Origin of the sequence: Pontibacter populi (genome assembly GCF_040278685.1) — a bacterium.
In the GTDB taxonomy this organism is placed as follows: Bacteria; Bacteroidota; Bacteroidia; order Cytophagales; family Hymenobacteraceae; genus Pontibacter; species Pontibacter populi.
The window spans coordinates 37,383-49,896 of sequence record NZ_JBEOKT010000001.1 but is presented as its reverse complement, the minus strand read 5'-3'; the positions used below and the strand labels follow the sequence as shown (position 1 = coordinate 49,896).

14 protein-coding genes are annotated in these 12,514 nt (G+C 44.1%); 7 read left to right on the top strand and 7 right to left on the bottom strand.

The window, feature by feature from the left end; genetic code table 11:
- Positions 1–226 precede the first annotated feature (226 nt).
- Positions 227–1,192 carry an ADP-glyceromanno-heptose 6-epimerase gene (gene rfaD, locus ABS362_RS00220; protein WP_350409973.1) on the bottom strand — a complete coding sequence of 322 codons (966 nt, stop codon included), beginning with the start codon at positions 1,190–1,192 and terminating at the stop codon, positions 227–229.
- A gap of 64 nt (positions 1,193–1,256) precedes the next feature.
- Here rfaD and ABS362_RS00215 point away from each other — a divergent pair, with 64 nt between their 5' ends.
- From ABS362_RS00215 to ABS362_RS00195, 5 genes are all read left to right on the top strand, one after another.
- Positions 1,257–2,165 carry an ABC transporter substrate-binding protein gene (locus tag ABS362_RS00215; protein ID WP_350409971.1) on the top strand — a complete coding sequence of 303 codons (909 nt, stop codon included), beginning with the start codon at positions 1,257–1,259 and terminating at the stop codon, positions 2,163–2,165.
- Positions 2,162–3,169, top strand: a complete 1,008-nt coding sequence (locus tag ABS362_RS00210; protein WP_350409969.1) for a FecCD family ABC transporter permease — start codon at positions 2,162–2,164, stop codon at positions 3,167–3,169. Before ABS362_RS00215 ends, ABS362_RS00210 begins: the two co-directional genes overlap by 4 nt.
- Entirely contained in the window at positions 3,170–3,586 is a 417-nt protein-coding gene (locus ABS362_RS00205; protein WP_350409967.1) for a 6-pyruvoyl trahydropterin synthase family protein, read from the top strand.
- A gap of 63 nt (positions 3,587–3,649) precedes the next feature.
- The gene (gene lpxB / locus ABS362_RS00200; RefSeq protein ID WP_350409965.1) at positions 3,650–4,762 is read left to right on the top strand and encodes a lipid-A-disaccharide synthase; all 1,113 of its coding nucleotides are present in this window, start codon (positions 3,650–3,652) and stop codon (positions 4,760–4,762) included.
- A gap of 158 nt (positions 4,763–4,920) precedes the next feature.
- The gene (locus ABS362_RS00195) at positions 4,921–5,637 is read left to right on the top strand and encodes a hypothetical protein (protein ID WP_350409963.1); all 717 of its coding nucleotides are present in this window, start codon (positions 4,921–4,923) and stop codon (positions 5,635–5,637) included.
- A gap of 89 nt (positions 5,638–5,726) precedes the next feature.
- Here ABS362_RS00195 and ABS362_RS00190 read toward each other — a convergent pair whose 3' ends face one another.
- Both ABS362_RS00190 and ABS362_RS00185 read right to left on the bottom strand, forming a co-directional pair.
- A complete protein-coding gene (locus ABS362_RS00190) occupies positions 5,727–5,933 on the bottom strand; it encodes a helix-turn-helix domain-containing protein (protein WP_350409962.1) in 207 nt (68 codons plus the stop codon).
- A 3-nt stretch (positions 5,934–5,936) separates the two neighbouring features.
- Positions 5,937–6,473, bottom strand: coding sequence for a DUF2975 domain-containing protein (locus ABS362_RS00185; protein ID WP_350409960.1), 537 nt, complete (start codon positions 6,471–6,473; stop codon positions 5,937–5,939).
- Positions 6,474–6,651: 178 nt separating this feature from the next.
- Here ABS362_RS00185 and ABS362_RS00180 point away from each other — a divergent pair, with 178 nt between their 5' ends.
- A complete protein-coding gene (locus ABS362_RS00180) occupies positions 6,652–7,212 on the top strand; it encodes a sugar O-acetyltransferase (RefSeq protein ID WP_350409958.1) in 561 nt (186 codons plus the stop codon).
- Between the two features lie 57 nt (positions 7,213–7,269).
- Entirely contained in the window at positions 7,270–7,866 is a 597-nt protein-coding gene (locus ABS362_RS00175; RefSeq protein ID WP_350409957.1) for a class I SAM-dependent methyltransferase, read from the top strand.
- Positions 7,867–7,929: 63 nt separating this feature from the next.
- Here ABS362_RS00175 and ABS362_RS00170 read toward each other — a convergent pair whose 3' ends face one another.
- The 4 genes from ABS362_RS00170 to ABS362_RS00155 form a co-directional block, all read right to left on the bottom strand.
- The gene (locus ABS362_RS00170) at positions 7,930–8,928 is read right to left on the bottom strand and encodes a c-type cytochrome (RefSeq protein WP_350409955.1); all 999 of its coding nucleotides are present in this window, start codon (positions 8,926–8,928) and stop codon (positions 7,930–7,932) included.
- Between the two features lie 188 nt (positions 8,929–9,116).
- Complete coding sequence (locus ABS362_RS00165; protein ID WP_350409954.1) at positions 9,117–9,887, bottom strand: carboxypeptidase-like regulatory domain-containing protein; 771 nt, start codon at positions 9,885–9,887, stop codon at positions 9,117–9,119.
- A 40-nt stretch (positions 9,888–9,927) separates the two neighbouring features.
- Positions 9,928–10,665: a carboxypeptidase-like regulatory domain-containing protein gene (locus tag ABS362_RS00160; protein ID WP_350409953.1), complete on the bottom strand. Its 738-nt coding sequence runs from the start codon at positions 10,663–10,665 to the stop codon at positions 9,928–9,930.
- A 280-nt stretch (positions 10,666–10,945) separates the two neighbouring features.
- Positions 10,946–12,388 (bottom strand): dicarboxylate/amino acid:cation symporter, encoded by a 1,443-nt coding sequence (locus ABS362_RS00155; RefSeq protein WP_350409951.1) that lies wholly within the window; start codon positions 12,386–12,388, stop codon positions 10,946–10,948.
- Between the last annotated feature and the right edge of the window lie 126 nt (positions 12,389–12,514).

Here is a 12,514-nt window from a genome sequence, read left to right as displayed (position 1 = left end):
TAAAAATGAGTCGAATCCCCAATATCATGTTCTTCCAGAAATCCCGCTAATCCTTTAATCCTGTAAATCCTTTGGTTAGGGGGATGTTTTACGTTATCAGACTTTTAACCCACCCCTGCCCCTCCGAGGAGGGGAATTTCTGCCTTTACTATAGTTTTTTGGATAGTTTTATAGTTAAAGCCTAATCCAACAATCTATTCAATTTTAAAAGTCTTAGTTCAGGCAATTAGTAATATTTCCCCTCCATCAAATAGTTCTGCACGTAATCCTTCACGCCTTCTTCCAAACTATAAAACGGCTTATCATACCCAATGGAGCGGAGTTTGCTCATATTGGCTTCCGTGAAATACTGGTAGTTGTCACGCAGGTTTTCGGGGGTATCCATAAAGTCAATGTTCGGAGTTACACCCATGGCATCGAAAGTATTCAGGGCAAGGTCCATAAAGGTGCGGGCCTGACCTGAGCCTAAGTTATAGATACCGGAGTTTTTGCGGTGATGCATCAGGAACATACACACCTCTACCACATCCTTAACATACACGAAGTCGCGCATCTGTTCGCCATCCTTAAAATCGGGGTGGTGCGAGCGGAAGAGTTTCATGCTGCCGTGGTCCTTTATCTGGTTGTAAGCATGGAAAATAACCGATGCCATTTTGCCTTTGTGGTATTCGTTAGGGCCATACACATTAAAGAATTTCAGACCGGCCCAGAAGAAAGGCTTTGCCGTTTGCTCCAGTGCCCAGATATCAAAATCGTTCTTAGACTCTCCGTACGGGTTAAGCGGTTTCAGTAACGGAATAGTGGCTTCGTCATCATCATAACCCAACGTGCCGGAACCATACGTAGCTGCCGAAGACGCATAAACCAACGGGATCTGGTACTCGCAGCAGGCATTCCAGATCGCTTTAGAGTAATTCAAGTTCAGCAGGTCAAACACATCTTTGTTGAACTCAGTCGTATCGGTGCGGGCGCCCAGGTGGAAGATGAATTCTACTTCTTCGTAGTTTTTGTCCAGCCACTCTATAAAATTATCGCGGTCAACAAACTCCTTTATTTTTTTGCCTTTCAGGTTATCTTCTTTTTTAGCGACGGAGAAATTATCCACCACCACGATATCATTAAAGTTAGCTGCGTTAAGTCGGCTTACCAGGCAACTGGCAATAAACCCGGCAGCACCGGTTACTACGATCATAGAATTAGGGCTATGTTAGATTTTGCGTAAATTTACGAAAATATCCAGAGCAGGTCCTGCCCCGATGAAGAACAAAACCATAGTTTATACTTTATACTTCCTGAGCTTTATACTTGGGCTGCAAACTATAGTTGGTTGCCAGCAAAAGCCTGAAGAGCAAAAGCAGGGGATAACTATAACTGACGACCTGGGTCGCAAGCTGCATCTGCCTGAAAAACCAAAACGAGTTTTCGGTTTTACATCGGCAATGGCTGAAATGCTTTTTGCTATAGTTGATACCTCCAACATCATTGCCCGAACTCCTGACAGCGACTATCCAGCAGCTGTTTATACCAAACCTATAGTTAGCAATTACCCCATAGACTTGGAACAGGTACTTGCCCTGAAACCCGACCTGATCTTTACCAGCGAAGGCATGACTCCCCTGGATGTAGCCGCCCGACTTGAGGAACTGGGCATACCGGTGTATTACCAAAAGTATAGAACCGTAGAAGATGTTTTAAAAGGCATAGAAGACATTGGACGCATCATGAACCGTGAACAGGTAGCCAACCACCTTGCAGATTCGCTTAGAAAAGAAGTGCAGCAACTGGAAGCAAAGTATAAGAACCGACATAACCCGCTGCAAGTGCTAACTATAACCTGGACCGACCCGATCTATGTGTATGGCCAAAATACTTTGCTAACTGATAAACTCAGAATTTTAGGTGCTGAGAATGCCGTGCAGGAAACATTTGACCAACCTTACCCGGCCCTTACCCGCGAGTATATTTTAAAGCTGAGCCCGGATGTGCTGATGGGCGGCACCAAAGAGAAACTGGAGCAGACATTCTTCAACCAATACCCGGAGCTGCGCAAAATAAAAGCATACAAGACCAACCGAATTTACGCGCCAACAGGAAACCTGATAGAGCGGCCGGGGCCAAGAATTGTGGAATCGCTTAAAGAGCTGGAAGGGTTTCTATATCCATGATGCGTGGCTTATATTTTATACTTGCCCTGTTGCTGATAGCTATCGTTATAGTTCTGGGGTTACAGGTCGGTTCTTTTGAGTCGGACCTTTCAACTATAGCCGAAGCTTTCCTGAACTATAACCCCGATAATACCACCCATTATGCTATAGTTCACCTGCGTTTACCACGTTTGCTGCTGGCTTTAGTGGTTGGGGCTGCGCTGGCTTTTTGCGGCTATTTAATGCAGGCAATGGTGAATAACGGATTGGCTGATCCCTACTTGCTTGGCACGGCTTCGGGAGCATCGTTAGGGGCTGTGTTGGTCTTCTTTGGGTTTGTGAATATTTCGGTGGCTGGTTTTTATATGCCGCCGGTGCTGGCTATGGCGGGCGCTTTTATAGTTACGCTGGTAGTGGTTATACTTGGTTATCGTAAACGCCAGCTTATACCTGCGCAACTATTGTTGGCCGGAATTGCTATCAGTTCGCTTTGCACGGCTATGGTTGGTTTGCTAACTTTTCTCTCTGATTCGGAAGGGAAGCTGAAGTCGGTTATTTTCTGGAGTATGGGCAGTTTTGAGCGGGCCAGCTGGACATTGCTGCCTTACCCGGCCGTGGCACTTATAGTTGCGCTTATCCTTTTCGCTTTTCTACAGAAGCAGCTGAACATACTCATGCTGGGTTCCGAAAGGGCGCAGGCGCTGGGCGTGCAGGTGTCGCATACGCGCTGGGCTATACTTATCACGGTTTCTATAGTTACAGGCTTTGCAGTGGCTACGTCGGGGCCGATCGGGTTTGTGGGACTCATTGTTCCACATGTAACGCGTGGTCTGCTGGGCACAACTGGCCGGAGCAACCTGCTTTTCTGCGCTTTTGTGGGTGGTTTGTTCATGCTGCTCTGCGATCTTTTGTCCCGGATAATTTATCCACCAACCGGACTGCCAATTGGAATCATTACTTCGTTCTTTGGTGTTCCTTTCTTCGTATATTTGCTGTCCAGAAAAAATTACAAGTTTAGCAGTTAGATGATTTACGTTAGCAGATTAGAGCATTTTAATGCAGCCCACAAGCTGCACAACCCGAATTGGTCGTTGGCAAAGAATAAGGAAGTGTTCGGGCCGTGTGCAAATACCAACTGGCATGGGCATAATTACGAGCTCATCGTTACCGTAAAAGGCAAGCCGGAACCCGATACCGGTTTTGTGATAGACCTGAAAAAACTGAGCACGCTTATCCGTACGCACATCATCGAGAAGGTAGACCACAAGAACCTGAACCTGGATGTTGCTTTTATGGAAGGCAAACTGGCCAGCACCGAGAACCTGATCATTGAGTTCTGGAATATCCTGGCCCCGCAGATCGAAAAAATATCCAACGCGAAACTGCACAGCCTTAAACTTTACGAAACCCCACGCAACTACGTGGAGTACTTCGGAGAATAATTTCCTTTTAAATTTTTAGTGCGCTTATACCTGTTCAGGTAGCCCATTACGTTTCTGCATTACATGAAATACTACATTATAGCTGGCGAGCGATCAGGTGATTTGCATGGTTCTAACCTTATAAAGGAGCTTCGGAAGAAAGACCCGGACGCGGAAATACGTGGCTGGGGCGGCGACATGATGCAGGAAGCCGGAATGGACCTGGTGCGCCATTACCAGGACATGGCCTTTATGGGCTTTGCCGAAGTTTTTAAGAACCTGCGCAAGATCTTTGGCTACCTGGGAGAGGCAAAAGCCGACATCGCCAACTATAAACCCGATGTGGTGATACTGGTAGATTATGCCGGTTTTAACATGCGCATTGCCAGGTTTGCCAAAAACAAAGGGCTTAAAGTTTTCTATTACATCTCTCCGAAGATCTGGGCATGGAACCAGGGCCGCGCGCATAAAATCAAAAAAGTAGTAGACCGCATGTTCGTGATCATGCCGTTTGAGAAGGAGTTCTATAAGCGTTTTGATTATGATGTGGATTATATCGGCAACCCGGTTTCTGATTCGGTAACTGACCATGTCGTTACTCCGGATTTCAGGTTAAAGAACAGACTGCAAAATAACAAGCCTATAGTTGCTATACTTCCGGGAAGCCGTGCGCAGGAGATTGAGAACATGCTCGATGTGATGTTGAGCGTCCTGCCGTCGTTCCGCGATTACCAGTTTGTAGTGGCTGGCGTTTCTACGTTCGGTAAGGAGTATTACGAGCAGTACAACAAAGACAAGAACATTAAAATAGTATACGACCAGACCTACGACCTGCTTTCGCACTCGGTAGCGGCCCTGGTTACATCCGGTACAGCCACTCTTGAGACAGCCCTGTTTAATGTGCCGCAGGTGGTATGCTACAAAACCAGCAAAATATCTTACACCATCGGTAAGTGGGTGATAAAAGTGCCTTACATTTCGCTGGTGAACCTGATAGCTGGTAAGCAGGTAGTTACAGAACTGATTCAAGACGATTTTACTGGCAAGCAGGTAACAGCCGAGTTAAAAAGCATCCTCTTCGACAAGCACTTCATTAAAAAACAAAAAGACGGTTACGCCCTTGTACGCGAGAAAATAGGAGAGTACCGCACCGCCGAACGCGCCGCTGAGTTGATGGTGGGGTATTTGAAGGGGTAAACTTACTTCTCTTATAGTTTCAGGCTTCTCTTTTCCGCAGGCTATAGTTTGTGGCTTGTATAGTATTTTCTATATTTATAGTAAAATTTTATTTAAGCCAATTACTGATTTTTCTTGATTGTATTCTATTAATTTATAATCTATACATAGAATTCAAAATGCTAGCAAAATATAAATTAGAAGTAAAAGAATACCTAAAAAAATCAAAATTCCCTATATCCTTGTTTGAGTTTGAATCAAATGATAGATTTATAATTTACCTAAGTAATACTGAACTAAGGTTTGAAGTTGAACAATCTTCAAAGGACTTTCAATCATTTCAGGTCTATCATAATCAATATAAGCCAGGTTACCCATTATTAGGGCCAATAGGTTCTAACCTTAAAATTGCTAATGTAATACAACATGTTGATTATTGGTTAAAAACGGCAGTTGAACCATATTTAGATGAAATAAATAGTTCAGAGATATGGAGATCATTTGAATCTAATAATTTATTTGAAGGAGCTTTTAACTCGGATCAAAGCTTTGTAAACACAGATGATTATTCTTATTTGACAGCTCCTGAAGTACAACACCTAAAGAATGCTATCTCACAGATAAAAGATGAAATTGTTAGAGAATTTCAAATAAGTAATGAACTTGAAAAGGAAATTAATGGAAAACTTGATTACTTAATTGAATCAACTGATAGATTAAACAAGTTTGATATGAAGGGGACAATACTTAATACCTTTTTATCAATTGGAATAAATCTTGGAGTAGACACTGAAACTGGCAAAACACTGTACGGAATTTTTAAGGATGCATTTTACTCAGTACCATTCCTATATGAAACAGCAAAAGCTTTTTTACAATCTTATTTAGAGAAGTAATTAAAAAAATATCAAACGCAGACAAAGGTTCATACCCACATATCAGTGCTAGATACAAAGGCGTTATCAAAAAATCTTTTGTAGTTTAACTACTCATCTGCAAACTCCAGCAGATCTCCGGGCTGGCAATCCAACGCTTTACAAATTGCTTCAAGCGTACTGAACCGAACTGCTTTTGCTTTGCCGGTTTTAAGTATCGACAGGTTCGATAGCGTAATATCTACCTTTTCCGACAGTTCGTTCAGCGACATTTTCCGTTTGGCCATCATCACATCCAGGTTCACAACTATCGGCATGGCTTAAACGGTTAGCTCGTTTTCAGACTGAAGTTCTACACCGCGCTTAAAGATCTGCGAAATAATAAATACCAGGCCGGCTATAAATAAATACTCGCCACCGTTGCTACTGCTCAGCAATTCGCCAGTTCTTTTTGAGAGCCACTCACTGTGTGCGCTGCTTATTTGCAACACGATCCAACTGCCCAGCAATACATAACTAATGGTTTCTACTCTTCCGGCTACTTCCTGTGTAAACGGGTTCTGAAGGTTCACTTTCGAAAGCGTCTGGATGACCAGGTAAGCGATGTAGGCTTTCATGGCTGACAAAGCAACTACAAATGAAAAGTGTAAGCTATAGTTGTAGAAACTTGATTGGCGAAGGTCGTACAGGTCTAGCCCTTTGTATAGATTCTGCGCTGCTTCAGGTTTAAAGTAGCTGAATATATAGGTAAACAACAAAGCCCCTGTTTTAATCAGTAAACCAATAAATACGATCCAGGCCAGCACGTGCATGATAGTTAATATTACTTCCGTCCGGGTTTTGGTATGTTTTTCCATAGTTGTTGAGTTTATAGTTGGAAGTGTAATTATAAACAATATTTATTGAAAAACAATAAATATTGTTTGATTTATGGTAAACAATTTCAATGTTCGTTTAAACTATAGAATAACCAAAGTCAGTGAGCAGAGTATTTATCAGCATACTATAGCAACCAATTATAATCCGACCTACTCTATGCAAACTGAAAAAGAAAAAATGCTGGCCGGCGTACTGTACGATGCACTCGATCCACAACTCTCAGAAGAACGACTGCAGGCAAGGTTGCTGCTAAAACAACTCAACGACTCTCAAGAAGATTACCCGATCGAAAGAGGCCGCATTTTAAAAGAGCTCATCCCCAATTCCGGCGAAGGCTTGTGGCTGCAACCTCCGTTTTACTGCGATTATGGCTATAATATTATAGTTGGCGAGAAAGTATTCTTTAACTTTAACTGCGTGGTACTGGATGTAATGCCGGTAACAATAGGCAGCCGCACACTTTTCGGCCCGAATGTGCAGATCTATACTGCTACACACCCGCTAAACTATAAAGAGCGCGCTTCTGGGCTGGAATTTGCAAAACCCATAACTATAGGCGAAGACGTCTGGGTAGGTGGAAGCGTGGTGATTTGTCCCGGCGTAACGATAGGCGATAGAAGCGTGATAGGAGCAGGCAGCGTAGTAACCAAAGATATTCCGGCAGGTGTGTTTGCCGCCGGTAACCCCTGTAAAGTAATCCGGGAGCTGGAGCAGTAACTATAGTTTCTTCAGAGAACTCTTAAGTATAAACTACCCAAACTAATAAATAAGTTAATGGACCCAGCTGAAACAGGAAAGAAGTATGATAAGATAGCGCAATGGTGGCACGACAACCATCATGCTTCTGATTATGGGCTGGCTCAGATAAAAAGGGCTATCAGTTATTGCACAAACCGTGGCTCGGCTTTAGATGTTGGCTGCGGGAGTGGAGGCAGAATTATAAAAGAGCTCCAAAGTGCTAAGTTTAAAAGTGTATCAGGCATCGATGTTTCAGAGAAGATGATCAAGCTTGCCAAATCCAACCACCCTGATCTTGACTTTCAGGTACATGATATCTGCGGCTGGCAAACTGATCAAACCTATGATTTTATAGTTGCCTGGGACAGCATCTTTCATGTACCATTACAAATGCAGGCTCCGGTTGTGGCCAAACTATGCAAAATGTTAAATCAGCAAGGCACTCTAATCTATACTTTCGGCGATGCATCAGGCGAGCACCTCAGCAACTGGCACAACGATCAGTTTTACTACAGCACCATCGGTATAGACGGTAACTTAAAAGCGATCATGGAAAATAATTGCCAGTGCCGCCACCTGGAGCTGGACCAGTTTCCGGAAACGCACACCTATATTATAGTTCAAAAAAAGTGAGTCTATTGCACGAAAAAGCCTTCCATTGTTACAGAAGGCTTTCCGAAAGAAGGTTTAAAGCTTTTATGACTTGGCAGGGGCCGGTGAAAATTTAACCACCTTGTTTTTGTTGGGCTCCACGGTTTTCAGGTATTGGTAAATAGCCCGCAGGTCTTCTTCTTTCATGCCGGCATACATTTGCCATGGCATAATAGAGTTAAACTCGCCTGGTGCTATTTTTCTGTTTGCCATTTCAGGTTCCAGGTTCTGTTTAAAACGGTTTACAAAATCATCTTCTGTCCAGGCACCTATACCGGCTTCTTTGTCGGGGGTAATGTTGGCAGAGCGCAGTATAGCTCCGTTCGGAAACTGAAATTCAGCTCCTCCGGCCAGGTACATCCCTTCTACAACTTTTCCCTTGTCATTAGGGGTATGGCATTCACCGCAAGATGCCATTGTAAACAGGTATTTACCTTTTGCTACCGGGCTATCTAATACTGGCTCCGGAAGTTTTTCAGGAGTTGCGGGCATGGTGCGCAGGATCAGGTTAAACGGAAAGTCAGGGTCAGATTTTGGCACTTCGTTTTTGATAGGCTCCAGTGTACGGATGTAAGCAATCACAGCATGAAGATCCTGCTCACGCATCTGTCTGAAGGCATTATAAGGCATCATCGGGAAAAGTGGGTCGCCATCCTTACTAACCCCTGCAGTTAAAGCGCGGTAAAGTTCACCGTCGGTCCAGCTGCCAATCCCGGTTTCTTTATCAGAGGTAATGTTCTTGGCATAAAATACACCCGGAAAACCCATCGTCTGGTCGAAACGGTCGCCGCCTTTGCCATGGGTGCCCGGTTTAATAGGTCCTGCAAATTTAGACCAGTCGCGCTCCGAGTGGCAGTCGATACAAACGGCAACATGGTTGGCAATGTACTCGCCGCGTGCAATCATTTCAGGCGATTTTTTGATAGTGATGGTTGGGGCAGCATCTACGTTCGGGAACGCATATTGCATGTAAATAACGCCGGCAGCTATAACTGCAAGAATGGCCACAACGGAATAGCCGGCTATTTTTAGAACTTTTTTCATAGGTAAGTGCGGTTAAATAGAATGACAGTGTTCAGGTCTAAAATAATTATGAAATATCGTCAATTAATATAATTAATCGAAATAAAAATAGGATCTAAAGGTGATATTTTAGTGAACAGATTTCCAGAAATGGTAGACGGAAACAAAAAAGCCGCAGAAATTTTCTGCGGCTTTTTTACCTGGGTTTATTATTCTAATCGGGGTATGATCTCTGAGAAAACGACAGCGTTGCTGGTATTTATAGTTGTGCTGTTACTGCAATCCGGCTTATTCCAGGGGCCTTCGCAACTGGCCTCTTCTACAGCATCTGTGTAGATTACCATATACACTGTGTCACCTCTTTTCATCTCATCGTTTATAACCAGGCTGGCAAAATAAGGATAGGTGATGTTAAACTCCTGGCTTGAAGTTTTGAATGAAATAAAATGCACATAATTGGATGCAGACACGGCAGCATCTTTCCCTAAATACATCTTTACTGTTATTTCTTTGCCGGCAGGTAAGGGCTTATTCAACTGCACCGGAATCTGGAAGTAAGCGCTGAGCGGGTCGTCAATGTTTACGATAACAGCCCCAGGTGTTGCGGTATAAGAAGATGGCTCGATCATGCTGGCAACAGGAGCCGAGGTTGATGTATATTTGGTGCGCACATGATCTATATCCCGGACATAAGTAGTAGGGTGGCCATTTTTGGTAAACTTAAGCGTGTATGTGCCCGACGCGAGGTAAGGCAGCCAGTATTCGCCCTGGGTATTTGTTTTGGTGGTCTTTCCGGTTTGCTCTATAGTTACGGTTACAGCTGTTGGGTCCTGTACTTCGCCATACTGGTTGTAGATCTTCACTAGGCCATTAAGTCCTTCGGCATTGGGGCCGGAGCCGGGCTCGCGTTCACAGCTTGTTAGTGCAAAGCACGCCAGTAGTGCTGCATATAAAACAGCAGGTTTAAATAGTGATAGCATAAATTTGGAAACAGATGACGTTTTAAGCCCTGTAGCTAGATTAAGGTATAGTTATAGTGTAGGTCTGAGCTACATCGGTGTTCAGGCCGGGGCCATAAAAGTAAGTGTCGTTTATCCAATATCCATAGATCTGCGCGGCACCGGTATACACTTTAATATAGGCCACATCCCCGGATTTAAAGCCGTAACGGTTAACCAGGCTCTCCACAGAAATAGACGGAAGTAGCATTACACTTATCTGGCCATCAGAAGTAAAGCCGTTTATGCTTTTAACCAGGTAATTGGTATCTGAAACACTGGCCGTTTTACCCAGGAAAGCTGCCAGCGTATAGTTTTTTCCGGTTGGTACAGGTTCACTTAAGGTTATAGTTGCCCGCAGGTCGTTCTGGTTGTGCAGGTAAAAGCTGGCCTGGCTTACATAAAACGTCGGCACCTGGGATAGCTGCAGGTCTATAGTTTCTTTTTCAGTAAAGAAGTTAAGTTCTTTGCGTTGTCCGTCCTTAAAACCAGCTTTCTTAACCGAAATGACCAGGTCGGTGTGTGGCACGTTAGCTATAGTATAGTTTCCGTTGGCATCGGTGGTGGCCTGCATGTTTATTCTTTCGCCGGTTATAGTTACAATAGCTCCTTGTGCCAATAATGGTGCGTCATACACATCAAAAACACTAACCTTACCGCTGATGGTGCCACGTAATACCGGGGAATAATCTTCCGGTTCGGAACAGCTGCTAAGAAAGGTTAAAGCAACTAACAAAAGCAGGGTATATGTCTGTTTCATAGGGTTATAAACAGGAGATTTTAAAGTTGGCAAAAGTAATCAAATATAAATTTGTGCTAAGCTATATAGTGTAAAAGTAATATCTAAAATAGTGCCAGAAAAAAGCTAAAGCCTAATAAGTGAAGATACCGGCTTGTTGTACTCCAACCTATAGTTGAGTTTTATATCCTTCACAGTTAGCTTATAGTTAGCTGTAGCACAACCTTCAGGTCGCTGTTTTTTTGCAATAAAAAAGCCGCAGTCTATTAAACCGCGGCTTCTCTAGTGTTCTATGGTGAATCTATACCAGTTCTCTTGGTCTTCCTTCATGCTGCGGAAGCTCGTCCACTAACTCGGGGTTTGTAGTTGCTACAATACCAGTTTCTGGCAGAATTTCCAGTTCACCTTCCCAGCGGGCTACAACAGCGGTTGCCAGGCAGTTACCAGTTACGTTTATAGATGTACGGGCCATGTCCATCAGCTCATCAATACCCAGAATGGCAAACACTGGCCAAACCGGAAGATCGAATGACGCTACAGTACCCAGCAGGATAACAAGCGAAGCTCTTGGCACACCAGCCACGCCTTTACTTGTCAGCATCAGGGTAAATACCATCACCAATTGCTGCTCCCAGCTAAGCGGAATACCAGCGGCCTGCGCCACAAACACAGCTGCAAGGGCTAAGTATAGAGTGGTACCATCCAAGTTAAAACTATAGCCGGTTGGCATTACAAACGCTACGATCTTACGTGGCACACCCAGCTTCTCCATTTCTTCCATGGCGCGCGGCAGGGCAGCTTCAGAGCTGGTAGTAGCAAACGCTATAGATACCGGACCCGAAATAGCTTTCAGGAAACGAACGATAGGAACGCGGGCTATTAAGGCTACAGGCAGTAACACTAACAATACAAACGCAAGCAGCGCTACATACAAAGTTGCCAGTAACTGGAACAGGTTTACCAGGATACCAAGACCCATGTGGCCAACCGTATAAGCAATGGCAGCACCCACACCGATCGGGGCAAAATACATGATAATGTTCGTGAACTTGAACATTACTTCAGAAAGGCTTTCGCAGAAATCGAGCATCGGCTTGCGCTTTTTCTCGGTTACCATGGCCAGACCAATTGCAAACAGTACACTGAATATTACGATCTGTAATACTTGCCCTTCGGCTACCGATTTGGCAATGTTCTCCGGGAAAACGTGCAGGATGATATCTGAAGCAGTTTGTTTGGCTACAGGTGCAATTTCATTGTTCACTTCGGCCATATCCATGCTGATGCCTTCGCCGGCTTTGCTGATGTTGATAGCTGCCAGACCAATGAACAGGGCCAGTGTGGTTACGATCTCGAAGTAAACAATAGCTTTCCAACCCATGCTACCTACTTGTTTCAGGTTAGAGTGGCCTGCAATACCAACTACCAGCGTGGCAAAAATAAGCGGGGCAATAATGGTCTTTATAAGCTTCAGGAAAACCTTGCTGAGCACGTTCAGGTTGGTGGCAAAAGCCGGGAAATCGTACCCGATCTCAACACCTACGATCATACTGATCAGGATCCAGGTGGTAAGCGACCTTTTCTGGACACCATATAGTAGCACCACACCAATACAAGCCCAGCGTACAGCCATCAGCGCTTCTTGTGGCAGGCCGATAAATTTATAGTGCTGCAGCACCGTAAGTATAGCCGCAATGGTAATGCTTATCAGCGCAGCCACAGGAATAAAAGTTAATCTCTTCATAAAGTAAGTGAAGTATAGCAGGTGCCACCTGGCAACCTACCGGAAATAGAGTAAGCCTTAAGCAGTTGATATTGTATAAAATGCCTGAAAACCCACCTGTTAAAACTTAGCAAATATAAAGAGTTA